Below are 24,965 nucleotides of genomic sequence, written 5' to 3'. Positions count from 1 at the left end.
CTGAATCATGTAAGGTTCAGTACCCGATGCGCTTGAGGATCGACTCGATGCTCTCCTTCGAAGGCCTGCCGTAGAATTTCAGCAGTTCGGCGGCCCGGTTGGTGAAGAACCCGTCGACCCCGCGTGCGCTGATCGCCTGGAAGTCCACCGCATCGTCTACGGTGTACGGGTGGATGATCAGGCCGCGGTCGTGGGCCATCTGGTTCATCCATGGCTGCACCAGATCCATGTAGCTTTGGTCGCCACCGTTCTTCAGCGCCGATGCCGGGCCTGTGCCAATGGCGCCGTGGGCTTTGGCCCAGTCCATCCATGCGGCGAACTCTTCTTTGGATTTCACTTGCTGAGTGGCGTAGAAACTGGCCTTGTCCTTCGCACCCGACTCCTTGAAGGTCGTGTCGGACGCCGCTTGAATGGAGCCGTCACCCAACCACAGCAACAACACCTTGGGCGTTTGCGGCATCGCTTTTTGCAACAGTTCCAGGCTTGTCTTCTCGAACGTTTGCAGCACAACGCGACCCGACGTGTGCGCCACATTCACATGTCCTTTCCCGGCCGCAGGACGCTGGCTCAGCCAGCTGCGTTGTTCGAGTTTTTTCTTGAGATCCTCTTCGATGCCCGGAAACTGCGCGGGCACCTTGGTCTCGATGTACAGCCCCGGCTTATTCTTCCCGCCCTCGGCGATATCGATCACTTCGTCCAGGGTCAGAATTTTCAACCCTGCGTAGCTGGCGCGGGCACGGTCCGGGTGCGCTTTGTTGAACCATGAGCCGGCATCCAGGCGCTTGATTTCTTCCAGCGTGAAACTGCTCAGCGGGTCTTTGACGCGATTCGGATAAACCTCGGCGATGTTGGTCGTGCGCTCCAGCGTATCGTCATGCAGAGCGATGAGTACCCCGTCCTTGGTCCGCTGGATGTCCATCTCCAGATAGTCCGCGCCCAGCTCGCGGGCCAGGGTGTAGGACGGTACGGTTTCCTCCGGCGCGTTGAATGACGCGCCCCGGTGAGCGATCACCGCTGGCCACGGCACACCAATCTTGGCGGCCAATGCCTTGCCAGGTTCGGCGGCGGCCAGGGCGGCTCCCGACGACAACATGATCCCGGCCAGCGCGCAGCTGAGCAATGTTCTGGAAAGCAACGTTCGAGAGAACCCTTTGAGCATGGTGATGACGTTCCTTATAGGCATGATTCATTCATGAAGCGACGTGTCTCGCCGCTGCGCACTCAGTCAGCGGTCGCTGCTGCGTATCCTGGCGCATACCTGTGACCATAAACAGGTATCGGGCGTGCGGGCAACCTGGCTGTCGCAGCGGGAAAACACCTGTCGTCCTGAACCTCTGGTCAATCCGGCGTTGAGCCATTGCGACGAGTCTGGGCGCAGGGCGACAGTTTCATGAAGTTTTATGACGTTAGATCGCAAGGCCGCTCCACAACCGCTCTAACTCGCGCTACTGTCTGTGCCATCGAATGTTGCGCGACGGAGCGAATATGACGAAGACGGTGTTGGTGTTGGTCGAAAACGTGAACGAGTACTTGCCCATTCTGGAGGACAGCGGGTTCCGTCTGATATTGGCGCCAACGCCAGCGATGCGAGCCGAGGCCGTGGCGACCCGGGGTGCCGAGATCGATGCGGTGCTGACGCGCGGACCGCTTGGCATCTCGGCGGCCGAGATGGCGGCATTGCCCAGGCTCGGCATCGTCTGTGTGCTAGGTGCCGGCTATGAGCAGGTGGATTTGGCGGCCGCCGAGGCGCGGGGTGTCGTCGTGACCAATGGCGCCGGGGTCAATGCGCCGAGCGTGGCCGACCATGCAATGGCATTGCTGCTGTCAGCGGTGCGAGACATCCCGCTGGCCGATGCCTCGGTGCGGCGCAGCGAGTGGCGCAAGGTAACGCGGCCATCGTTTGCCAATAAGCGCATCGGCATTCTGGGGCTTGGCGCGGTGGGCATGGCAATCGCCAAGCGTGCGCTAGGCTTCGATATGCAGGTGAGCTATCACAGCCGTTCTCGACGTGACGATGTCGATTTCAGTTATTTCGCGACACCGTTGGCACTGGCAACAGAATCCGATTTTCTGATCGTGGCCACACCCGGCGGCGGCGGAACTCGCCATTTGATCGACAAGGCGGCCATCGAAGCGCTGGGGCCTGAAGGCTTTCTGGTGAACATCGCGCGGGCCAGCGTGGTGGACACTGATGCGTTGGTCGATGCCTTGCAGCACGGGCGTCTGGCGGGTGCCGCGCTGGATGTGTTCGACGATGAACCGCAGGTGCCGGATGCGCTGAAAACCTTGCATAACGTGGTTCTGACGCCGCACTTGGCGGGCCTGTCGCCGGAAGCCTCGCGTGCCACGGTGCAGAAGGTGGCCGATAACCTGTTGGCGTTTTATGCCGGTAAGCCGGTGCTGACGCCTGTGCGCGGTTAGGTTTTTTGAAAAAAGCCGGATTTTTTCTCTCCAACCCCTCATACAAAAATAAGGAATCGCTCATGTCTTCATCATCTTCCTTGAAAGTCGCGCTGGTAACGGGGGCAGGCAGCGGCATCGGTCGTGCCGTTGCCTTGCAACTGTTGAAGGACGGTTATGCCGTGGTCCTGGCCGGGCGTCGCCTGGAGCCGTTGAAGGCGCTGGCCGAACAGGCCAAGGCAGCCGGTCAACAGGCGTTGGCGGTGTCCACCGATGTGCGTGACGCGGCCAGCGTCGAGGCGTTGTTCGCGGCCATCGAAAGCACCTTCGGTCGTCTGGACGTGACGTTCAACAACGCCGGGATTGGGGCACCTGCGGTGCCGATGGACGAATTGTCGGTCGAGCAGTGGAAGAACGTGATCGATACCAACGTCACCGGCATGTTCCTCTGCGTGCGCGCTGCATTCGGCCTGATGCGCCGGCAAGTGCCGCAGGGCGGGCGGATCATCAACAACGGCTCGATATCAGCCCATACACCGCGGCTGTTCAGCGCACCCTATACCTCCAGCAAACATGCGGTGTTGGGGCTGACCAAAAGCACGGCGCTGGACGGCCGGCAGTACAACATCGCCTGTGGGCAGATCGACATCGGCAATGCCTTGACCGAAATGACCGATCGCATGACCAAGGGCGTGTTGCAGCCCAGTGGCCAACTGCAGGTCGAGCCGACGATGAACGTGCAGCACGTGGCTGACGCCGTGAGCTATATGGCCAGCCTGCCGCTGTCAGCCAATGTGCTGAACATGACCGTAATGGCCAGCAACATGCCGTTCGTGGGGCGTGGTTGATCGACGGCTGGATGATCGGCCATGCAGAGCACCCCTCCCGGACCAGTCATCCACCAGAGACCGTTGTTCCGTCCAAAACCCCAAGGGATCTGTCCAACTCGGCCAGCTGCACAGTCGGCACACTGGGTCCATGTCGAGCATTTTCTTTTCGAGGACATGAGCATGAGCGAATTCGTCATTGAACCTGTGGCCACGCCATCGCTGGCGGTGGTGGACACTTCCAGCCGTTTCCCAATCCGCCGCGTGTTCTGCGTCGGTCGCAATTACTCCGAGCACGCCCGCGAAATGGGCCATGACCCTGATCGCGAGCCGCCTTTTTTCTTTGCCAAGCCGGCAGATGCCGTGGTTCCGGCCGAAGGCAGCATTCCTTACCCGCCGCTGACCGAGGATCTGCACCATGAGGTCGAGCTGGTGGTTGCCATTGGCAAGGACGGCGTAAATATCGATCCGCAAGACGCCCTGAGCCATGTCTGGGGCTATGGCGTCGGTCTGGACCTTACCCGTCGCGACCTGCAGGCGCAGGCCAAGAAGATGGGGCGTCCCTGGGAGTGGGCCAAGGCGTTCGACGCCTCTGCGCCCGCCACTGCATTGCTGCCGGTGAGCAAGGTCGGCCACCCGGAGAGCGGCGCCATCTGGCTCGACGTCAACGCACAAGCCCGCCAGCGCGGCGATCTGGCTGACCAGATCTGGGCGGTCAGGGATGTGATTGCCTACCTCTCGCAGTCGGTCGGCGTGAAGGCCGGGGACCTTATCTATACCGGTACCCCGGCCGGTGTGGGGTCGCTTAAGCGCGGCGACGTAATCACTGCCGGTATCGAAGGGCTGGCGGAACTGACCGTTACGATCGACTAAGCGAATCGTTTGGTCCGGTTGCCGCGTGTGTCCTAACATGCGGCGGTCCGAACCCGGTGATTTCAGGTGCCTCAGCGATGGCCAATCCGTCCCGCATCCAGACCTATGGCATGCAGCAACGCAGCGACCGCATGGATTTCTATATCCGCGACAAGTCTGCACGTGCGGCGTTGACCGCTCCCCATCGCCACGAATATTTCCAGATCCAGATCAACCTCGGCGGCGACACCGTGCAGCATATCGGTGGCGCCATCCGACCGTTTCCGCGCAATACACTGGCCTTCATCCTGCCTCATCGCCTGCACGTGATTCCCCATCCGCACGACGGCAACTTCGTGTTGATCAACTTCTCGCAGGAATTTCTCTTGCAGCACCTGGAATGCGACCCGATGGACCTGGAAGACGTACCGTTGAACGAGGCCCCGGAGCTGGCCCCGTTTCGTTTCCAGGAGCATCTGGACTACACCCTCGGCGATGCGGACTTCGCACAAATATCCATGCTGCTGACCCGGATGCGTGAAGCCGATCAGCACCGGCAACTGGGCTCAGGGTCAATGCTGCGCGGCTACCTGCTGCAGCTGATTGGCAACGTCTGCAATCTGTTCGAGCCCCAGTTGCTGGCGCTGTCGACCAATAGAGCCGAGCGGCGAGGGCGGCGCGACGCGATGGGGCGGGTGATGGTCTACATTCGCGAGCACATCGGCGATCCGGCCATGACCTTGACCGATGCGGCGGCAGCGGCGTTTCTTTCACCCAACTACCTGACCCACCTGCTGCGCAAGGAAACCGGCAGCACGTTTTCCGAGCTGGTGCTGGAGCGACGCATGCGACTGGCGCGAACGCATTTGATGAACGGCAGCAAGTCGCTGAGTCACATTGCCGAGCTCTGCGGCTTTACCGACGAGGCCTATTTCTCACGTCGGTTTCGCAAGGCTCACGGCGTCCCGCCGGGGCAGTTTCGACGGCAGCAGCGCGTGGGGGAAACCCGCTGATTACGCCCGGATAGCCGTACGACGCGGCATCGACGGGTTCAGTGGCGGGCGGAGCTGGCGGCACGGGCCGGGTTCAGTCGCCGACGCTCACCCAAGCTTCAGGGTATGGGTCAGTTCGCTGAACAACGCCGAGACCGAACGCAGAGCCCGGCAATCCGGCCGGGTCAACAGCCACAGCGCTGTGTCGTAACCCTCAAGCGGCGCCCCCAAGCGCTGCAAATCGTCGCCTTCTCGCAGCATGAAGTCGGGCAGTGCCGCCACGCCCATGCCTGCACGCGCCAACTGCGCGACGGCGAGCATCGAGCTGCAGCGGTAGGCCAGGTTCACCTGGGGAAATTGCTGGCGCCGCCAGGTGACTGTCGGGTGGTCGGGGAGAAAATCATCCGGCGCGATCCAGTGCATCGCCTCGTGCTCCTGCGTGCCGTGACGGCGCAGGTATGAATCGCTGGCACAGAGTTGATAGGACACCGTGCCGAGACGAGTACCCACCAGGTGCTCGGGTGGGCTATTGGTCAGGCGCAGGGCGATGTCGGCGTCGCGCCGGCTAAGATTGGCGAAGGTGCTCGACGTGTTGAGTTCAAGCTTAAGGCCAGGGTAGTCGGGCATGAAGCGGGTTAGCGCGGGCAACAGCAGGTTCTGCAGCACCGCTTCGGTACAGGTCAGGCGCACGGTGCCGCTGACGATCTGCTGGCCCTGCTCCAGGCTGATCTGCGCCAACGCCAGCGCCTGTTCGGCGCTTTCCGCTTGCTGTGCCAGCACAATCGCGGCACCGGTCGGCCGATACCCGGTGCGGCTTTTATCGAACAGCGCAGTGCCGACACAGGCTTCAAGCCTGCGCACGGCACGAAACACCGTGGACACATCGACCTTGAGCTGTTCAGCGGCACGCGCCAATGTCTTGCCCCGTACCAGCGCAAGGATCAGGGCAAGGTCTGCATGGTTGATTCGATAGTGCGTGGCTGCATTGATCACTTGCTCGGACGCCAATTCTGATTGCGTGGCGGCAAGCATATAGTCAGCACCGACCCTATCGCAAAGCGTTTTGATATCAAGGAGCAGGCATGAAACAGAAGCAGACGATCCGTATTGCGTTGGTGGGGGACTACGACGAAGGCGTGGCCGCGCATCAGGCGATCCCGGTGGCCTTGGCCAGGGCAGCAGGCGAAGCAGCAGTGAATGTCGAGCCGCTCTGGCTGCCGACACCGCAGATCGGCGACGGCAGCTGTCTGCGCACCTTCGACGGTATCTGGTGTGTGCCCGGCAGCCCCTATCGCGATATGGATGGCGCATTGACCGCGATTCGTGTTGCCCGCGAGGGCCGAGTGCCTTTTCTGGGAACCTGCGGCGGCTATCAGCATGCGGTATTGGAGTACGCCCGCAATCATCTGGGTTGGGTCGATGCCGAGCATGGCGAAACTGCACCGCAATCGCCGCGCGCAATCATTACCCCTCTGAGTTGCTCACTGATTGAAGCATTCGCGCCGATTCGCCTGTTGCCCGGCTCACAGATCGCCAAGGCCTACGGCGCGCTGCAAACCCAGGAGCGCTATCGCTGCCGGTATGGCCTGCGCAAGGCATTGGAGGCCGAGATGTTCACCGGGCCGCTGAAGGTGTCCGGCTACGACCACGACGGGGAAGTTCGCGCGATTGAGCTTGCGAATCATCCGTTTTTCGTCGCCACCCTGTTTCAACCTGAGCGGGCGGCGCTGGACGGCATTACGCCGCCTTTGGTCAAGGCCTTCGTGGTGGCCTGCGCCAAGAACGGAGCAAGCCGCGATGACTGAAGCGCTTCCCTTGCCGTATTACGCTGTGGTTTTCACCTCGATTCGTACCGCGACCGGCGCGCAGGAATATGAACAGGCCTCGCAGCGAATGTTCGAGCTGGTGCAGGCTCAGCCGGGTTTTCTCGGAGTGGAATCGGCTCGCAGCGAAGATGGGCTGGGCATCACGGTCTCTTACTGGACCGATGAAGCAGCGATTCTGGGCTGGAAAAATCACCCGGAACATCGGCAGATCCGCGAGCGTGGCCGCGCGATCTGGTACCGCTCCTATCACACACGCGTGACCCGTGTGGAGCGCAGTTACAGCTATTGATCGACCCGGGTCTCGGGGATGTGCTTCAGGCGTTGCGTAACGCTCAGGCGTCGGCGACAGCGTCTTTGGCCGACGCCTGTTGTGCTGCCATCCGCCGACCGCTTTGCAACACCAACACCCCGCCCAGGATCGCCGCAATCGCCACGAGATCCAGCCCATGCACCGGCTCGCCGGCGACGAAGATACCGATCAGCAACGCGACAATCGGCGGGATGTAGGTTGCCGACGCAGCGACCACTGCGCCTAGCCGTTCGACGATGAAGTAGTAAAGGATGTAAGCCACGCCGGTGCCCGACAGCCCCAACCCAAGGGCCAGGCCGATCAGGGCTTTCGGGCTTTCGGTGATGTGCGCCATACCGGTTCGGTCGGTAACGGCGAGCAGCATCACCAGCGCCAGGCCGATCTGGTAAGTACACAGCGCGACCGCCGAGATGTTCAGGCCGGTCAGGAAACGCTTGGCGTAAACGAATGAGCAACCGATGCTCAGCGAGCCCAGCATCATGTCAATCACACCCTGCAGCGAAATCGCCGAATCGCCGCCGGCCCAGGGGCGAGCGATCAACAGTACGCCGACAAAGCCCAGCAGCACGCCCAGCGTCATTCGCGCATTGAGTTTTTCTTCGCGCAGGAACAGGAACGCGCAGCCGAAGGTGAACAGCGGAATTACCCCGCTGAGCAGGCCGGCCACGCTCGAAAGCAACAGCGCCGTGCCCTCGGCGTAGAGGTAGTAGTAAACCGCCGTTGCCAGCAGTGCCATGACTACGAAGTGATGGACGTAGCGCACATGCCGCCAGCTCAGGGCGCGGGTGGTGAGGGCGTAGGCAAGGATCGGCAAAAAGCCGAAGATGTCTGGCTGAGCATGCCGCCGAGCCTGGCCGCCAAATGGTTCGCCCGACGCATGGCCGGGTTTCTGGAGCGTTATCCCGATGTCGCCCTGCACCTCAGCTCGACGGTTGCCCTCACCGATTTCAGCAGCGAGCGGGTCGATCTGGCGATCCGGCATTTCGACGGCCACGCGCCAGAGCTGGACGTGCAATTGCTGCATCGCGACGACGCGCGGGTTTACGGCAGCCCGGCTTATCTCGAACAGCTGGGATTGCGTGCGCCTGGGGATTTACGCCGCGCCACCTTGCTGCACAACACGCTGCACCCGCATTGGGCTCAATGGCTGCAACGCTTTGCAGGCATTGACGCAGAAGCAGGCATCGGGATTTGCGGCATTCACTTTGACCAGTCGTTGATGGCCATAGAAGCCGCGCGGCGGCATCAGGGAGTGGTCATTACCAGCGAGTGGCTGACCCAGGAGGAAGTGGCAAACGGTCTGCTGGTCGAGCCTTTCGCGCAGCGCTTGCCGCTGGCGAAAGGTTATTACCTGGTACAGCCTAAACACTCGATCCAGCGCCCCACGGTGCGAGCGCTGAAAGAGTGGTTGATCCAGCAGACCCGCGAAAGCGCCGAACCCTAGCGGATTAAACGTCCGTGGCGTTCAGCTTGGCGGCGGTAGCGGCGTTTTAATCACTGCCGCCGGCAGGCTGTGTTGTTACGAGTGGCATTAATAGAGAGGTGTTATGGCATGACCGGCGGCAGATACGTCAGGGTCATGCCCAACGCCCACAACAGGAACAGCACCAACGGCGTGTGGACCAGCAGCTGTACGAACGAAAAGCCGATCAGGTCCCGCGCCTTGATGCCCAGCACGCCGAGCAGCGGCAGCATGTAAAACGGGTTGATCAGATTGGGCAACGCTTCGGCCGCATTGTAGATCTGCACCGCCCAGCCCAGGTGATATTTCAGGTCGCTGGCGACCTGCATGACATAAGGCGCTTCAATGACCCACTTGCCGCCGCCGGACGGAATGAAGAAACCGAGGATCGCCGAGTACACGCCCATCAACAGCGCATAGGTGTCGTGGGACGCGATGCTGGTGAAGAAGGTCGAGATGTGGTGCGCGACGGTTTGCGCGTCACCGCCCTTGACCGTGGTCAGCAGCGCGGCGATCGAGCCGTACAGTGGGAACTGGATTAGCACGCCAGTGGTGGTCGGCACGGCGCGGGCTACGGCATCCAAAAAGCTGCGCGGACGCCAGTGCAGCAAGGCACCGAGCATGATGAACAGAAAGTTGTAGGTGTTCAGGCCTGAAATAGCGGTGATCGCAGGCTTGGTGCTGAACTCGCTGTACAGCCAGCCGGACGCCAGCAGCACCATCAGAATGATCAGCAACGGACTGTATTCCAGCCACTCGCCAGGACGGGTGCGCGGCGGCAACGGCGGCAGGCTGAACGCTGGATCCACGCCGCATTCCTTGGCGTCACGTGCGTTGGTGGGGCCCGGAGCGGTGGCGTAGGCAACGACGACCGAGACCACTATCAGCGCCAGCAGCATCACGCCCGATTGCCAGAGGAAGATGGTCTGGGTGAATGGGATCATCCCGGTGATCGCCAGGATCGAAGGTGGCAGGCTCGCCGGGTTGGCTTGCAGCTGCGCCGCCGACGACGACAGGCCCAACGCCCAGACTGCGCCCAGACCCAGATACGCGGCTGCGCCGGCCGCCCGGTAATCCATTTTCAGATCGGTACGGCGGGCCAACGCACGTACCAGCAGCCCGCCAAACACCAGCGACAGCCCCCAGTTGAGCAAGGATGCGCTCATCGAAATCAACGCCACCCAGGCCACGGCCGAGCGACCGTTTTTCGGGATGCGCGCCAAACGGTCGATCAGTTTGACGGCAGGTGGCGAACTGGCGACGACGTAGCCGCCAATCACCACGAACGCCATTTGCATGGTGAACGGGATCAGGCTCCAGAAACCATCGCCGAAGGCTTTGGCGGTGTCGGCGGGTTTAGCGCCGATGACGAGCGTGGCAAGGGTGACGATCACCACGGCCAGGGCGGCGAACACCCAGGAGTCAGGGAACCAGCGCTCGGCCCACTTGGCGCAACGCAGGGCAAATCGGGCGGAGCGACTTTCTTCGATATTGGCGGCCACGGGTTTTTTTACCTCTTGGAGTTATTGTTCAGGTGCTATGGCGATAGCTTTTCTTAGTGTCGGCGGTGGTGCAGAAAGGTTGCAGCCTTAGATACAGCAAAGCCCCTTCGTTGCGGAAGAGGCTGGGTGGAATATCAATACGACGCGGGTCTATCAAGAGGTCGGCGTGGTTGTAGCAGCAGCACTTGCCGGCGTGACAGTTTTAAGATCGCCACCGGCCGCAAGCCGTACTGCTACAGGCCGGCTCAATGCAAGCGACTGACGTCCGTCAGAATTTCATCTCGACCACATCATCCGGCACGATCAGTTTGCCGGCGGTCTTGGCGATGATCTCTTCGACGCTTACGCCCGGCGCGGTTTCGCGCAGGACGAAGGCGCCGTTTTCGATCTCCAGATAAGCCAGGTCAGTCAGCACTTTTTTGATGCAGCCGGCGCCGGTCAGCGGCAGGCTGCAGCGCGACAGCAGCTTCGACTCGCCATCCTTGGAAGCGTGGGTCATGGTCACGATGATGTTGTCGGCGCCGGCCACCAAGTCCATCGCGCCGCCCATACCCTTGACCAGTTTGCCGGGAATCATCCAAGAGGCGATATTGCCCTCGACGTCAACTTCGAAGGCGCCCAATACGGTCAGGTCGACATGGCCGCCACGGATCATGGCGAAGGACTCGGCCGAGGAGAAGATTGAAGCGCCTTTGCGTGCCGTCACGGTTTGCTTGCCTGCGTTGATCATGTCGGCATCAATGGTTTCTTCGGTAGGAAATGCGCCCATGCCCAGCAGGCCGTTTTCCGATTGCAGCATCACGTCGATGCCGTCAGGCACATAGTTGGCGACCAGGGTCGGAATGCCGATACCCAGGTTCACGTAGAAGCCGTCTTGCAGTTCGCGCGCAACGCGCTGAGCCATTTGTTCGCGGGAGAGTGCCATGATCGTAGGTCTCTTTTATTCTGTCGGTGTACGATCCTGCAACAGACTGGCGTGCGGTGGTCGCGTTCTTTATCAAGTCACCGCCGGCAAGTCGGATTACAGGTCATTCGCTGCCGATCAATCAATGGGGGGTTGGACGGTCAGGCCTGCGTCAGGCTTTTCTGATCGTGCGCTGCTCGATGCGTTTCTCGAAAGTACCCAGGATCACGCGATCCACATAAATGCCCGGCGTGTGAATCTCGGTCGGCAGCAGCACCCCCGGCTCGACGATTTCCTCGACTTCAACCACAGTGATCTTGCCGGCGGTGGCCGCGACCGGGTTGAAGTTTTGCGCGGTGTGGCGATAGACCACGTTACCGAAATGGTCGGCTTTCCAGCCCTTGATGATTGCGAAGTCGCCGGTGATGGCCTCTTCCAGGATCACGTTGCGGCCATTGAACTGACGGGTTTCCTTGCCTTCGGCCACAGGCGTGCCGTAGCCGGTGGCGGTATAGAACGCGGGGATACCGGCACCGCCTGCGCGCATTTTTTCTGCGAGGGTGCCTTGGGGGGTAAGTTCGACTTCCAGTTCGCCGCTGAGCAACTGGCGTTCGAACAGGGCGTTTTCACCGACGTAGGAAGCGATCATCTTACGGATTTGCCGGTCTTCCAGCAGGATGCCCAGGCCAAACCCGTCAACGCCGCAGTTGTTGGACACGACGGTCAAGCCCTTCACACCCAGACGCTTGATCTCGGCGATGAGATTTTCCGGAATACCGCACAGGCCGAAGCCCCCGGAAAGCACCGTCATGTTGTCGGTCAGCCCGGCCAGGGCTTGTTCGTACGTCGAAACTCGTTTATCGAGGCCTGCCATTTTCTATCCCGCCTTCTTTGTAGTTATGTCCGACAAAGTGTATGCCGGAAAGCGTTCATCGCATCTTCCCCCGCACCCAGTGATTTGTTAATTTTGTTTTTTTCATGGATTGATAAGAAAACCAAATATATGAACGTGAAACAGCTCCGGGCGTTTCTCGCAGTGGCGCAGTGCCTGAGTTTTGCCCAGGCGGGGGAGCGATTGCATTTGTCGCAGCCGGCTTTGAGCCTGACCATCAAGGCGCTGGAGGAGGATCTGGGCGGGCAGTTGCTCAGCCGCACCACGCGCAACGTCAGCCTCACCCCCGAGGGCGAAACGTTGCTGCCTTTGGCTCGGCAACTGCTTGCCGATTGGGACAACGCCGAAGAATTGCTGCGTCAACGTTTCACCTTGCAGATGGGCAAGGTCTCCGTTGCGGCAATGCCGTCGTTTGCCGGGAACCTCTTACCCGTCGCGCTTAAGGTATTTCGTCAACGCTACCCGCGGGTCAACGTCGCAGTGCATGACGTGATCAATGAGCAGGTACTGGAGATGGTCGATCATCGTCGCGTCGAACTGGGCATTGGCTTTGAACCGGAGTCGGCCAACAACCTCACCTTCACTGCGTTTTACACGGACCGTTTCGTTGCCGTGGTGCCGATGGATTCGCCGCTGGCACAGCAGGGCGAGGTGACCTGGGACGAACTGCTGCACCATGACTTCATCACGCTGCAGCGGCCTTCGGCGGTGCGTCTGTTGCTGGAGCAGGACTTGCAGACCCGCCACGGCAAGCTGTCGGTGGCGTTCGAAAGCCATCAGCTGGCGACGGTCGGGCGCATGGTTGCCAACGGCCTTGGAGTCAGCGCGGTGCCGTCGTTATGCATTCAGCAGATGGAAGAACTGGGCGCGCGCTGCATCGCCCTGGAAGGTCCGCGCATCGAGCGGCGGATCGGCATGATGACCCTGGCCGATCACAAATTGTCGGCCGCGGCGCAGGCGCTGAGGGATGTCCTGATCGAGTGCGCACAGCACCGGGTGTGAAGATAGGCGAACGGGCATTTGTGCCAAACCCTGTAAAAAATTCGCTGCGACGCAATGCCGCATCCGGTATCGTCTGGCCGGCTGAAACAAATTGTTTCGAAGCTTTCAGCCTCACACCTGCCATAAAACCAAACGATAAGGGGTTCCACGTTGGATTTGTCGTCTGCTGCCTGGGTGTTTCATGACACTCGCCTGATCATCTGCTGCCTGATCGCCATTGCCACGATTATCGTGCTGATCAGCGCCACCAAACTCCCGCCGTTTCTATCGATTCTGGTGGGCACTTTCATCGCAGGGATCGGAGCGGGGCTGCCAGCGGAGGGCGTTGCAAAAGCGTTCAGCAAAGGCGCGGGGGGAATTCTCGGGGAGGCGGGGATCATCATCGCGCTGGGTGCGATGCTCGGCGCGATGATGGCCGAGTCCGGGGCTGCGGACCGGATTGCCTCGACCCTGTTGGTGCTGGGCAAGGGCAAGCGCCTGCCGTGGGTCATGGCGCTGGTGGCGATGGTCATTGGCTTGCCGCTGTTCTTCGAAGTGGGCCTGGTGATGATGGTGCCGATCATCTTCGTCATGGCACGCCAGTCCAACCAGCCGTTATTGAAAATCGCGATTCCGGCCCTCGCCGGCATGACCACGCTGCACGCCTTGATGCCGCCGCACCCCGGCCCGCTGATCGCGGTCAGTGCACTGCACGCCGATCTGGGACTGACCATGCTGCTGGGGGTGTGCGTCGCGGTGCCGGCGGTGATCCTGGCCGGCCCCCTGTACGGCAACTGGCTGTCCAAGCGCCTGCATGTCGAGGAGCCCGCCGAGTTGGGTGAACTGTTTTCGGCCAAGCCCAACGTCCAACGCCAGCCAGGGTTTGGCATCTCGCTGTTGATCATCCTGCTGCCGGTTATCCTGATGCTCGGCAGCACGCTGGCCAAAGTGGCGATGGACCCTGAAAGTCACGTCGCGTTGGCCCTGAAATTCCTCGGCGAGCCGTTGGTTGCGTTGGGCATCGCGGTGTTGGCGGCCACGGTCTGCCTGGGCTGGGCCAATGGCATCTCGCGGGAGCACGTCGGCGGGACGCTGCGCAAGAGCTTGGCGCCGATCGCTGTGTTGCTGTTGACCATCGGTGCTGGCGGCGGCCTGAAACAGACACTGCTCGATGCCGGCGTCAGCCAGACCATCAGCAAGGTGGCTGAAGGCGCGCATATGCCGTATCTGTTGCTGGCGTGGCTGATCGCGGTGGCACTGCGTCAGGCGACGGGTTCAGCAACGGTGGCGACCACCACCACCGCGGGTATTCTCGCGCCGATGATGGCTGGCCTTGCGCCGGTGCAAGCGTCGCTGGTGGCCTTGGTGATCGGGGCGGGGTCGGTCTTCTTCTGCCACGTCAACGACGCGGGCTTCTGGATGGTGCGCGAGTACTTTGGATTGCAGCTCAAGCAGACGATCTGGGTGTGGTCGGTGCTGCAAACCATCGTCTCGGTGGTGGGACTGATCGGCACGTTGCTGTTGTGGCATTGGTTGGTGTGAGCCGCCCCATGGCCTGATACGCGACCCTTTGGGCGCTTTAGGCACTGGCGAGCTGTGGGACGGGGGGAGTGCGGCGTGACCGCTGCACCGCCTTCACCAGTGGCGTAACCTGCGCAACGTTCCACAGGTAGGCGGTACGCCGTGGACGCCGCTGCGCGCCCCCGGCGTTTGTGCAACACCGATAGCCACTATCAAGACGACTGATTTCAGCTGGAAAACGCAGAGGCGTAGCCTTGGCTGCATTCCAGAGACGAGCCGATTCGGAGGCTCCCATGAACCGTCTTCTTGCCTTTGCCATGTTGCTTTCAGCCGTTGTCGTTTCCGGCTGTGCGGCTGGCAATCATCCCGAGCTGCGCCCTTACTCCCCTGAAGAAACCCATCAACTGGCCCTTGAAGACTTGAACCGTCGCAGCTTGTCCTACGACGCTTATCAGGCCCGCAAGGCGCAGTTGATGGCCCAGCCTCAACTGCAACGGGCTCACGAGTTCGATAACCGTGGTGAAATCAACGTCGAAATCAGCGCATTCAGCAAAGCGCGCCAAGGCTGATCACCCGCGTCGGGTCGCTCCATTGATTGCCCTGATTTAACAGTTTTATGAGAACCGCAGCGCTTATGGCGCTGTATGGTCAACGTCAGCGTCTTTTTCCAGGTGCCTGTCCTCGGGCTTTCTATAGCGTGACGGCTGAAAATCACACATCCACCGTTGGTATTCGGCGTCGTTAACCTGCCGGCTCTGGTCACGTGGGCGCGGTTCAGCGTTGCTGCGCAGTGTGCTGCGTGATCCGCTGTGGTTGCGGCTGTTCAACACGGGGATGGTGCGTGGTTGATGCTGTCGTTGTATCCCTTGCTGCGCGGGTAAGCCTCAAGCGGCAAGCGAGGCTTACCCGGCTGGATTGCTTGCGCGTGAGGCGCATCGCTTGCCGCCTCTTCAAAGGGCCAGCTTCAAATGCCCGCCCGCTTCTTTATGCCGCGCATTGTTGCGATGTTGCAGGCCCAGCAGGAAATGGTCCAGCCCGTCATGCAGGCGCTGGGTCAACAGCTCATCCAGATCGCCCCCCAGTTCGTTGTCGCCGTAGCTGATCTGGCTGTCGATGGCGAACACGCCATGCAGCACTTCCTGACATTTGAGCGCTGACAGTACAGGCTTGAGCGCGTAATCGACCGCCAGCATGTGAGCGATGCTGCCGCCGGTGGCCAGGGGCAAGACCACCTTGCCGTGCAAGGAACGCTCGGGCAGCAGGTCGAGCAGGGTTTTCAGCGCGCCGGAGAACGAAGCCTTGTAGACCGGTGTGCCGATCAATAGACCGTCGGCCCGAGCCACGGCGTCGATGAAGGCCACCACTTGCGGGCTGTCGAAGCGTGCGTACAGCAGATCCTCTGCATCGAAGTCCTGAATGCGTACGGCCTTGACGTCCACGCCACGATCGGCGAGCCATTGCGCCGCGTGCTTGAGCACGACGCCCGAGCGTGAGCGGGTGGACGGGCTGCCTGAGATTGAAACTACCAACATGCTGTGATTCCTTGAGGTCGGCACCCGGAGTGCTGAGCGCACTCTGCAGGTCGCGTTCGACGCGAAATTGAGTGGGCGGATAGACCTTGTGACAGCTTCAAAGCAGCATGCGTGCCAGCGTTGCCGATCAACGGGTGGTATAGCAAATGCAATGGCTGCAGGCCGAAGCGCTGAAGAATAGAGTCGGTCGAAACGGCAGGAAAGCTTGCATGTGTTGATTTACTGTTTGCCGGGCAACAGTTGTTGCCCGGCAATGAGCGGTGGCCGTCCTACGCGCCGGACCCTGACCAGCACCAGCTGATAACAGATGCGCACTCCAACCCCGCATCCCAAACGCCGGACAAAAAAAATCCCCGCAGCCAACACGCTGCGAGGATTCTCTATTTTCACGCTTGCATCTAACTCATCGCTCAAAGCGACATGTTCAACGCTGTTGTCAGTGCCTAAACATTGCGCCGGTCTGAACAATGTTGTTCGAACCCAGCAACTGGCTCACATAACGGCTCCACCGGGTGATATTGGCTGGGCCGACATACACCACGTCCTGCGCCGTCAACTCGAAACCCTTGGCCAACACGTAAGCAGTCGGCTTCTTGGCATTGAGGTGGTAGACCGTCGCCGAGTGCGTCGCATCCTGTGCGCGAATCACATACACCGCTTCACCGTCAGCCGCTTCCGGGCTCAACCCGCCAGAAGTGCCGAGGGCTTCGAGCAGCGTTACGCTGGTGGTGCTGAACGAGATCACTTGCGGGTTCAACACTTCGCCCAGTACATAGATCTTGTTCTTCGAATTACTGTTCAGGTGCAGGTAATCGCCGTCCTTGAGGTAGATCTTGCTCAGTTGCGAATCCTTGCGATTAAGCGAGTCGACGTCGATCACGTAATCCTTGCCGTCACGACGCAGCGTCAGACCCGCCAGGTTGGCGTCGGTCAGGTCCAGGCCGGCGGTGCTGATGGCCTGAACCAGGCTCAGCGGAATATTGGTGATAGGTTGTGGCCCTGGCGCCTTGAATGCACCGGACAGCAGAATGCGCTGGCTGTTGTAACGCAACACTTTGACGTCGACCTTGACCTCGGTGTACTGCGGCAGCAAGCCCATGCGCAGCTGGTCGCGAATCTGTGAAACGGTCTTGCCACCGGCCTGGATACGGCCGACATACGGGAAGAACACGGTGCCGTCGTTGAGCACTTCCCGGCTGTTGGCGTCCAGTTGCTCTTGGGATCCTGGCGCGGTCAGCTCAGGGTGTTCGAACACCGTGACCAACAGGGCGTCGCCCGGTCCGACCACGTATTCAGGGGTTTTGTAGCTCAGCAACTCAGGTGGCAACGGCTTGGCCTGGGAGGCGGCAGTCTTCTGCTGCTGGGCCAGGGTGGCCGGGGTGATATTGACCAGGGTCACCGCCGGCCCGTCCGGGTCTTTATCGGTGACATCACTCAGTGACATGTATTGACCCGGGGCGAATGCGCAGCCTTGCAACACCAGACTGGAAAGCAGCACGACCGCTAACGTTACTTTCATATGAATGTTCCTTCTAATCCTAATAGGTGCGTACTGGCACCGCAGTGATTTCTTTGCTTCCCTTACTCACACCGAACATCGGATCACGTTATTTCACGCACCTATGCACCTCCCCTCGCGCCCGTCGGCTGCAGCAAAGTCGTTGTTATTGGCAGATTTTTAGAAGGCATTCTTGTTGACGAAGCCTTTGAAGAGCGTCAGCAGGATGATTTTCAGGTCCAGCCAGACCGACCAGTGCTCGATGTACTGCAGGTCGAATTCCACGCGTTTCTGCATCTTGTCCAGCGTGTCGGTCTCGCCACGCCAGCCGTTGATCTGCGCCCAGCCGGTAATGCCCGGCTTGACCTTGTGTCGCAGCATGTAGCCTGACACCTGCTTTCTATATTGCTCGTTGTGCGCCACCGCGTGGGGGCGCGGACCGACGATCGACATCTCGCCGCGCAGTACGTTGAAAAACTGCGGCAACTCGTCCAGCGAGGTGCGCCGCAGCAATGCGCCCAAAGGTGTGATCCGGCTGTCGTTGCGCGTGGCCTGGTTCACCACGTCGCCGTTTTCCTGAACGCTCATGCTGCGGAATTTCCAGACCATGATCGGTCGTCCGTCCAGCCCGTAGCGGCGCTGACGAAACAGCACCGGTCCTTTTGATGTGAACTTGATTGCCAAGGCAATCAGCAACAGCGGCAGGGCGATCATGGCGAGGATCAGGCTCGACAGCACGATGTCCTCGACGCGTTTGACCATGCTCCAGGCACCGTCCATGGGCGAGTCGAAAATGCTGATGCTCGGCAGTCCATTGATGCTTTCGCTGCGGGCGTGGAGCAACTCGAACATGAACACATCCGGGATCACGTAAACCGACGCGGTGGTGTCGCTCAAGCCTGTGATCAGCTCTTGCAGGCGCGCTTGGGCGCCCAGGGTCAAGGTGATGTAGACCTTGTCGATCTTGCCGTCGCGAGCGTCGGCGATCAGTTGGTCCAGGTCGCCCAGCACCGGGATGCGACGGCCGATCCGCGCCAGGTCCATCTGCTCCGGGGTTTCGTCGTAGAAGCCCAGCAGGTCCAGGCCCATCCACGGCGCGCTTTCGATCGACATCGCCAGACGCTCGCCGCAATGACCGGTGCCGACGATCGCCACGCGCCGTGCGTTGAAACCACGGCTGCGCAAGGTGTGCAACAGGCTGCGAATGGCCAGGCGGTAACCGCACAGCGCCATCAGGGTAGTGGCGAACCAGGCCATCTGTGAGTCATCGGCAAGGTTATCCGGGTGCAGCAGCAGATAATCCACGGACAGCAGCAGGACGAACGCCAGTCCCCAGTAATTGGCGACCTTTAACAGTTCGCGCACGATGCGTTCGCCGCGCCACGAACCGTAGAGCTGGTGGTATTCGGCCAGCCAGTGGAACGCCACGGCTGCCAGCAGGATCTGCATCCAGGCTTCGGTGCCCATCGGGGAGCCGGTGAGCACGGTGATGCTGTAGCCGGCAATAGCGATGACGGCCAGATCGAGCAAACGGTGCGCGACGGACAAGGAGGATTGATGAGCATGCAGGATGCCGCGAAGGGGTGTGCTCATGTTTTAGGCTCGCTCAGACTGATTTGATCGGAACAACGCGGGCGGTCAGGTCGCTGGCAACCAGGCTTGGAGCGACTTGAGGCGCTCGGTAGGGCATGGGCTGACGGGACTGGCGCGAGGCGCTGAGACGCGATTCGACGAATTGACGTATTTCCTGTTCGAAGCGCGCCTCGCTGAAACGCTCGGCATTGGCCCGGCACGCCTGGGCGGTGATGCGCCCGTGCGAGGCCTCGAAGGTTTCAACAGCCTCGATCAGCGACGCCGTGCTCTGCTCCTGATAGAACACCCCGGTCGGTTGCGGGTGTTCCAGGCCGCAGACCGTCTCCACCACACCGCCCTTGCCAAAGGCGATAACCGGCGTACCGCAGGCTTGTGCTTCAACGGGACTGATGCCGAAGTCTTCTTCGGCGGCGAACACGAACGCCTTGGCATTGCGCATGTGCTCTTGCAGCACTGCGAACGGTTGATAACCCAGCAAGGTGATGTTCGGTGCATGGGCGGCCGCGGCCTTGGCTTTTTCCATTTCCGGCCCGTCCCCGACCACCACCAGGCGCTTGTCTGGCATGGCGGCGAAGGCTTGGATGATCATCGGCATGCGTTTGTACGGCACCATGCGTGATGCGGTGAAGTAGTAATCCTGCTTGTCTTCCTGGATCGAGAAACCCCGTGTATCCACCGGTGGGTAGATCACCGTGGATTCGCGCCGGTAGGACTTGGTAATGCGTGCGCCGATGAAGTGCGAGTTGGCGATGAAGTCATCAACCCCGGCAGCCGTGCGCTGATCCCACATGCGCATGTAGTGCAGGATCATCCGCGCCACTTTGCCCTTCAGGCCGGTGTTCATGTTGGCTTCTTTCAGGTACTGGTGCTGCAGGTCCCACGCGTAGCGGATCGGTGAATGCACGTAGCTGATGTGCAACTGGTCAGGGCCGCACAGCACGCCTTTGGCCACTGCGTGGCTGCTGCTGATGATCAGGTCGTAACCGGACAGGTCCAGTTGCTCGATGGCCATCGGCATCAGCGGCAGGTAGCGTTGGTACTTGGTGCGGGCCTTGGGCAGGCGCTGGATGAAGGTGGTGGTGGCCACTTTGCCGCCCAGTTGCGCGCGGTCCTGGTCGCTGAGGAAGTCGATGACGGAGAACAGATCCGCCTCGGGCCAGATTTTAAGAAGCGATGCCAAAACCCGTTCGGCACCGGCGTACGTCACCAGCCAGTCGTGGACGATTGCAATTTTCATGGAATTCTCTGCAGGCGGCTCGAAGGCACCCGTCGCGCGAAGCGATGTTCGCACGGGCGTCCTGAGCGGTTGTTATGACGCAGGCATGACGTTAGACGCTGATGGTTTGCGTCTTGGCCTTGCGATTGTTGAGGCGTTTTCCAAGCTGAATGAAAGGCGACTCGATGTAGCGAAAGCACAAATGAGCGGCGCCCAGGGTCAGCAAAGTGGCAAGCGTCGCGATGATCAGCGGCGACGCGCCGGTGCCCCCCAGGACAAACTCGGCAAGCATCAACATCGAAGGGTGTAGCAGGTACAGCGAATAGCTGACCGCGCCGAGCCAGACCAGCGCCGGATGACTCAGGCGCACGCTGCGGGTCAGCAACAGGAAGCTGCTGATGGCCAGCGCGTAAGTGAAGCAGTAGCGCCCCCAGGTTTCCCCGGTGCCCATATCCTGGCTGTACGCCATGATCAGCGTCGGTGGCAGGATCACGACGAAGGCGATCAACAGCATCTTCAGGTTGCGCGTCAATTCCTTGCTGTGCTCGGCCAGCAGCCATTGGCGCCAGATCGAACCGAAGAACATCAGCGCCAGCGCCAGCGGCAGCGCCACCGGCAGCTTGCGCTCGCTGACCGCGCGCACCACGGCCATGGCCAGTGCCATCAGCAAAAACGCCAGCGAGCAGCGCGCGCGCGTCGTCTGGTTATACAGTTTGCCGCTGATGAACAGCGCCAGGCACAGCCCGTAGAACACCAGTTCGATGAACAGCGTCCAGTACAGGCCGATCACATCGTCGAATCCCAGTGCTGCCTGCACCATGGTGATGTTGGCGACGATCTGCGCGACTGAGGGCAGTGCAGCGCCGGTCAGTTTGAGCATGATCACGAAAATCAGCAGCGACACCCAATAGGCCGGATACAGGCGCATGAACCGCGAGATCAGAAAACGCTGCGCACCGTCCGGGCCGGGCTTGAGGCTGTAGGGAATCACCACGCCGCTGATCATGAAAAACCACAGCACCCCAAGCTTGCCTGGATCGATCAGGTAGTCGAACACCCAGACATGACCGATGACCGGCCCAAACAGGTGAGTGAACACCACCATCAGCGCGGCGATGCCACGCAATGCGTCGAGATAGGCCAAACGTTTCATGGGCATGCCTCAAAGCTTGCTGGAGGATTCACGGCGCAGCGCGTCGTTGCCGGTGCTGGTTCGGCGGTCCTTGGGGTGGTTGAGCAGGGTGTCGATGCGCTGTGAAACCCGACGCGCCGATTCGTCCCAGGAAAACCGCGCCACGTTGTTCAGGCCACGCCGGCGCAGGGACTGACGCAGCGGCAGGTCCGTGAGAATGCGTTCCATGGCCGCGGTCATGTGCGTGACGTCTATCGGGTCGAAGTACAACGCACTGGCCTGCAGCACTTCCGGAATGGACGCCGCATTGGCCGCCAACACCGGACAACCGCAGGCTTGCGCTTCGAGCGGCGGAATGCCGAAGCCTTCATACAGCGAAGGAAAGATGAATGCGGTAGCGCCCTGATATTGTTCAATCAATTGCTCGTCGCTCAGGCGGCCCAGAAAACGGATGCGTGGGTCGCGGCTGGCCAGGCGTTGCAGGTTGTCGTCGGCGAACACGTCGCTGGCTCCGCCGACGATATGCAGTTGCAGGTCGTCGTGGCCGCGCAGCATCAGGAATGCCTGGATCATCCGGCTAAAATTCTTGTGCGCGCTGGGGGAGGACACCGCCAGCAGGTAGTGCGCTTGATTCGTGAGCGGCGGGCCGGGCTGAAAGGCGCCACTGACCGCGTTGGGCACAACGAAAATCTTCTTTTCCGGGTAGTCGTAGAATTGCGAAATCTCGCCTTTGGAAAAGTTGCTGACCGTGAGCAGCGCCTTGATTCGCGAGAGCATGATCGGTGTCATGGTGCGGTACAGCAGGCGAAATGCTCGGGTATAGCTTTCCGGGTGGCGCACGTAGGTGACGTCGTGGTGGGTCGCGATCTGATTGCCGTAAAACAGGGGGGCGGTGCTGCATAACGAAATCAGCAGCGGGTTGCCCTGGCGACGCAGGTAGAGCGGCAGATCCAGTTGCTCCCACAAATGGCCGGTGCGGCTGCCGATGCATTGCACGTTCAGCGCGCGGGCGGTGTCGTGCATCTTGATGTCGTGGGGGGCGACGAATACCAGATCGTCACGCAGTTCTTTGAGCGCCAGACAGGTCTGTTCTGCAAAGCGTTGTACGCCGCGCAATTCTTGGGTCAGAAAACGTGCATTGATCACAATCATTGTGGTCGACCTGTTGAAAATGGAATGGGTCGTGCGTAGATCCGGCAGCGTCCTGGATGAGTGGGGCGCTCTTGATGCGGACATGAAAGGGGTGTTCTGGGGTCAAGACGTGGATCGGTGTAGCGCTGCGGGTGTATCCATAATCATCGGTGGTGCTGAAATCGGTCTGTGCACCTGCTGAGCCTGCGTATTGACGCGCAAGGCAAAAGCGAGCGCTTGCACAGGTACTGCGATTCACCGCACCGCTTTGATTCTGCCCAGAGGGCGTAGGATCACCGCACTGCTTTTGATTCTGCCCAAGGGCGTAGGATCGCCGCACTGCTTTTGATTCTGCCCAGGGGCGTAGGATCGCCGCACTGCTTTTGATTCTGCCCAGAGGGCGTAGGAGCGCAGCTTGCTCGCGATCTGGCGCGAAGCGGCAGTAAAACCCGCTGCCTCGGCTGTATCAGACAGACCGCATGCTCAGCATTTGCTGCCGGTTCCCGGCAGATCGCGAGCAAGCTGCGCTCCTACAGAGCCTGCGTATTGACGCGCAAGGCAAAAGCGAGCGCTTGCACAGACAAGCAGATCGCTGCACTGCTTTTGATTCTGCCCAGAGGGCGTAGGAGCGCAGCTTGCTCGCGATCTGGCGCGAAGCGGCAGTAAAACCCGCTGCCTCGGCTGTATCAGACAAACCGCATGCTCAGCATTTGCTGCCGGCTCCCGGCAGATCGCGAGCAAGCTGCGCTCCTACAGAGCCTGCGTATTGAGGTGCAAAGCCACGCGAGCGCTTGCACAGGTACTGCAAGTCACCGCACTGCTTTTATTCTGCCCAGAGGACGTAGGAGCGCCGCACTGCTTTTGATTCTGCCCAGAGGGCGTAGGAGCGCAGCTTGCTCGCGATCTGGCGCGAAGCGGCAGTAAAACCCGCTACCTCGGTTGTATCAGACAAACCGCATGCTCAGCATTTGCTGCGGCTCCCGGCAGATTGCGAGCAAGCTGCGCTTCTACGCCCTCCGGACAGAAGTAAACAACCGACCTCAGCGCCACCACCGACATCCCACACTCAAGGCATCGCAAACAATGCAGGCCGAGTCCCCAGTGTAATAATCTTCGGAAATTCATCTATCGGCACCTGCGCCGAACAACGTCCCTCGTTGCAGCTCCAGGGAATGCCGCTGTCAACCAGCCCCTTATGTGGCTCCCGGGTATCGATGTACTGCACATTGCCCTGCAACTTGCTACTGGCGCCGACCTTGATCGTTCGCGGGTAACCCGCTGTCCACGCCACCATGATCTGCTCCGAACCGCGGGCAAAACGCAGCAGATACTGCGAATCGATCTCCCGGCTCTTCTCTGCATCGTAGCGAAACTCATGCAGCGTCGGGCTGATGGCCTTCAGCGTCAGATACGACTGCTTGACCGCCAAATCCTGAGTGAGCAAACCGAAATTCTGCTCCGGGTCAGTGATGTCGGGCCCATCGTTAAGCAGCCCGTTCCACCACATGCCCTTGATGTTCGGCATCGTCTGCGCAAGGAAGAAACTGCGCGCCAGGAACGCGGCCTGAGTTTTTTCGTCGGCGCCGCAATGCCCCTCGTTACTGGGCCATCCCATCTCGGTCAGGTACAGCGGGACGGCAGTCTTGTCCCGGGTCTTTTCCTTGAGGTCTTCGCTGAGCCTGCGCAGCCAGGCGATCCAGTTTTCCGGGGTATTGCGCTCGTCCGAGCGGCAATGCACGTAAGGGTGCAACGACAACCCGTCCACTCGGTCAAGGATGCCGGACTCCACCAGTCGGTCGGCAAACCCCAGGTCCATGCCCTGGCTGGTCACCGCCCCGGCCAGAACCAGCATCGGCCGCTGATTGGCGCGAATGCGCCTGGCCGCTTCTTCCACCAGTACACCGTAGTCCTTGGCGAATGCAGGATCGACGGGGTTTTCCCGGTCCCACTCGTTCCAGATCTCGTAGAAGTCCACGTTGTCACTCAACTGCCGGGTCACGAAGCTGACGTAATTGCCATAGGCGTCGCGCACGAGAGGTTTACGCGGTTTGGCGTAGTTATCGTAGAACGGGTTGCCGTAGCCCAGCACCAGCAGTGGCCGCAGCCGATGCTCCTGGGTCTGGCTCAGATACGTCTGCCAGGACGGTTCTATCTTCATCAACCCTCGTCGGGGCTCGGCGCTGGACCAGTAGGCGTCATCGCGCACCGAATCCACGCCTGCTGCCTGAAGCAGCTTCAAAGCTTTGGCCGGTGAAGTGTTTCTGTTCATCAGGTGGGTGTCGACCCCGATGATGAATGAGTCGTCGGCACTGGCCGCGCAGGTGACCAGCAGCCCCAGCAGCAGCGCCAGGGGCCGTCGTAACCTCGTCAGGCGCATGATGGGCATGGTGTGTC

23 protein-coding genes are annotated in these 24,965 nt (G+C 60.7%); 10 read left to right on the top strand and 13 right to left on the bottom strand.

Annotation, left to right across the window (positions count from 1 at the left end; translation table 11 throughout):
* Positions 1-16: 16 nt before the first annotated feature.
* Positions 17-1,159, bottom strand: coding sequence for a glycerophosphodiester phosphodiesterase (locus B3I26_RS27005; RefSeq protein WP_296262624.1), 1,143 nt, complete (start codon positions 1,157-1,159; stop codon positions 17-19).
* Positions 1,160-1,485: 326 nt separating this feature from the next.
* On the opposite strand from B3I26_RS27005, the gene B3I26_RS27000 reads away from it, so the two are divergent.
* From B3I26_RS27000 to B3I26_RS26985, 4 genes are all read left to right on the top strand, one after another.
* Entirely contained in the window at positions 1,486-2,421 is a 936-nt protein-coding gene (locus B3I26_RS27000) for a 2-hydroxyacid dehydrogenase (RefSeq protein WP_296262412.1), read from the top strand.
* A gap of 62 nt (positions 2,422-2,483) precedes the next feature.
* Complete coding sequence (locus B3I26_RS26995; protein WP_296262411.1) at positions 2,484-3,248, top strand: SDR family oxidoreductase; 765 nt, start codon at positions 2,484-2,486, stop codon at positions 3,246-3,248.
* A gap of 162 nt (positions 3,249-3,410) precedes the next feature.
* Positions 3,411-4,100, top strand: a complete 690-nt coding sequence (locus B3I26_RS26990; protein ID WP_296262410.1) for a fumarylacetoacetate hydrolase family protein — start codon at positions 3,411-3,413, stop codon at positions 4,098-4,100.
* Positions 4,101-4,177: 77 nt separating this feature from the next.
* Positions 4,178-5,092, top strand: a complete 915-nt coding sequence (locus B3I26_RS26985; RefSeq protein ID WP_296262407.1) for a helix-turn-helix transcriptional regulator — start codon at positions 4,178-4,180, stop codon at positions 5,090-5,092.
* A gap of 87 nt (positions 5,093-5,179) precedes the next feature.
* On the opposite strand, the gene B3I26_RS26980 is transcribed toward B3I26_RS26985, so the two are convergent.
* Positions 5,180-6,103 (bottom strand): LysR family transcriptional regulator, encoded by a 924-nt coding sequence (locus B3I26_RS26980; RefSeq protein WP_296262405.1) that lies wholly within the window; start codon positions 6,101-6,103, stop codon positions 5,180-5,182.
* Between the two features lie 50 nt (positions 6,104-6,153).
* On the opposite strand from B3I26_RS26980, the gene B3I26_RS26975 reads away from it, so the two are divergent.
* Together B3I26_RS26975 and B3I26_RS26970 are read left to right on the top strand one after the other, a co-directional pair.
* Positions 6,154-6,876, top strand: a complete 723-nt coding sequence (locus tag B3I26_RS26975) for a CTP synthase C-terminal region-related (seleno)protein (protein ID WP_296262403.1) — start codon at positions 6,154-6,156, stop codon at positions 6,874-6,876.
* Entirely contained in the window at positions 6,869-7,186 is a 318-nt protein-coding gene (locus B3I26_RS26970) for an antibiotic biosynthesis monooxygenase family protein (RefSeq protein WP_296262401.1), read from the top strand. The genes B3I26_RS26975 and B3I26_RS26970 overlap by 8 nt, the downstream gene beginning before the upstream one ends.
* A gap of 43 nt (positions 7,187-7,229) precedes the next feature.
* Here B3I26_RS26970 and B3I26_RS26965 read toward each other — a convergent pair whose 3' ends face one another.
* The gene (locus B3I26_RS26965; RefSeq protein ID WP_296262400.1) at positions 7,230-7,970 is read right to left on the bottom strand and encodes a DMT family transporter; all 741 of its coding nucleotides are present in this window, start codon (positions 7,968-7,970) and stop codon (positions 7,230-7,232) included.
* Here B3I26_RS26965 and B3I26_RS26960 point away from each other — a divergent pair, their 5' ends adjacent.
* Complete coding sequence (locus tag B3I26_RS26960) at positions 7,971-8,651, top strand: LysR substrate-binding domain-containing protein (protein ID WP_296262399.1); 681 nt, start codon at positions 7,971-7,973, stop codon at positions 8,649-8,651.
* A 101-nt stretch (positions 8,652-8,752) separates the two neighbouring features.
* Here the strand turns inward: B3I26_RS26960 and B3I26_RS26955 are convergent, their stop codons facing one another.
* The 3 genes from B3I26_RS26955 to B3I26_RS26945 form a co-directional block, all read right to left on the bottom strand.
* Complete coding sequence (locus tag B3I26_RS26955; protein ID WP_296262398.1) at positions 8,753-10,171, bottom strand: short-chain fatty acid transporter; 1,419 nt, start codon at positions 10,169-10,171, stop codon at positions 8,753-8,755.
* Between the two features lie 268 nt (positions 10,172-10,439).
* On the bottom strand, positions 10,440-11,096 hold the full coding sequence (locus tag B3I26_RS26950; protein WP_296262397.1) for a CoA transferase subunit B: 657 nt from the start codon (positions 11,094-11,096) through the stop codon (positions 10,440-10,442).
* A 151-nt stretch (positions 11,097-11,247) separates the two neighbouring features.
* Complete coding sequence (locus B3I26_RS26945) at positions 11,248-11,949, bottom strand: CoA transferase subunit A (protein WP_296262396.1); 702 nt, start codon at positions 11,947-11,949, stop codon at positions 11,248-11,250.
* Between the two features lie 129 nt (positions 11,950-12,078).
* Between B3I26_RS26945 and B3I26_RS26940 the strand changes: the two genes are divergently transcribed.
* From B3I26_RS26940 to B3I26_RS26930, 3 genes are all read left to right on the top strand, one after another.
* The gene (locus tag B3I26_RS26940; RefSeq protein WP_296262395.1) at positions 12,079-12,969 is read left to right on the top strand and encodes a LysR family transcriptional regulator; all 891 of its coding nucleotides are present in this window, start codon (positions 12,079-12,081) and stop codon (positions 12,967-12,969) included.
* Between the two features lie 150 nt (positions 12,970-13,119).
* Entirely contained in the window at positions 13,120-14,490 is a 1,371-nt protein-coding gene (locus B3I26_RS26935) for a gluconate:H+ symporter (RefSeq protein WP_296262394.1), read from the top strand.
* A 272-nt stretch (positions 14,491-14,762) separates the two neighbouring features.
* The gene (locus B3I26_RS26930; protein ID WP_296262393.1) at positions 14,763-15,038 is read left to right on the top strand and encodes a hypothetical protein; all 276 of its coding nucleotides are present in this window, start codon (positions 14,763-14,765) and stop codon (positions 15,036-15,038) included.
* A gap of 381 nt (positions 15,039-15,419) precedes the next feature.
* Here the strand turns inward: B3I26_RS26930 and ssuE are convergent, their stop codons facing one another.
* The 7 genes from ssuE to B3I26_RS26895 form a co-directional block, all read right to left on the bottom strand.
* The gene (gene ssuE, locus B3I26_RS26925) at positions 15,420-16,001 is read right to left on the bottom strand and encodes an NADPH-dependent FMN reductase (protein ID WP_296262391.1); all 582 of its coding nucleotides are present in this window, start codon (positions 15,999-16,001) and stop codon (positions 15,420-15,422) included.
* 436 nt (positions 16,002-16,437) lie between these two features.
* Positions 16,438-17,520: a polysaccharide biosynthesis/export family protein gene (locus tag B3I26_RS26920; protein WP_296262390.1), complete on the bottom strand. Its 1,083-nt coding sequence runs from the start codon at positions 17,518-17,520 to the stop codon at positions 16,438-16,440.
* 159 nt (positions 17,521-17,679) lie between these two features.
* On the bottom strand, positions 17,680-19,092 hold the full coding sequence (locus tag B3I26_RS26915; RefSeq protein ID WP_296262388.1) for an undecaprenyl-phosphate glucose phosphotransferase: 1,413 nt from the start codon (positions 19,090-19,092) through the stop codon (positions 17,680-17,682).
* Positions 19,093-19,105: 13 nt separating this feature from the next.
* Positions 19,106-20,329 (bottom strand): glycosyltransferase family 4 protein, encoded by a 1,224-nt coding sequence (locus tag B3I26_RS26910; protein ID WP_296262386.1) that lies wholly within the window; start codon positions 20,327-20,329, stop codon positions 19,106-19,108.
* A 91-nt stretch (positions 20,330-20,420) separates the two neighbouring features.
* Positions 20,421-21,461, bottom strand: coding sequence for an acyltransferase family protein (locus B3I26_RS26905; protein WP_296262384.1), 1,041 nt, complete (start codon positions 21,459-21,461; stop codon positions 20,421-20,423).
* A 9-nt stretch (positions 21,462-21,470) separates the two neighbouring features.
* The gene (locus B3I26_RS26900) at positions 21,471-22,592 is read right to left on the bottom strand and encodes a glycosyltransferase family 4 protein (protein ID WP_296262383.1); all 1,122 of its coding nucleotides are present in this window, start codon (positions 22,590-22,592) and stop codon (positions 21,471-21,473) included.
* A 1,045-nt stretch (positions 22,593-23,637) separates the two neighbouring features.
* The gene (locus B3I26_RS26895) at positions 23,638-24,957 is read right to left on the bottom strand and encodes a hypothetical protein (protein ID WP_296262381.1); all 1,320 of its coding nucleotides are present in this window, start codon (positions 24,955-24,957) and stop codon (positions 23,638-23,640) included.
* Positions 24,958-24,965 lie beyond the last annotated feature (8 nt).

The sequence above is a fragment of the Pseudomonas sp. UBA5706 genome (genome assembly GCF_002419965.1).
GTDB lineage: Bacteria > Pseudomonadota > Gammaproteobacteria > Pseudomonadales > Pseudomonadaceae > Aquipseudomonas.
The sequence above is the reverse complement of the archived record's forward strand: the minus strand, read 5'-3'. Positions and strand labels throughout refer to the sequence as shown.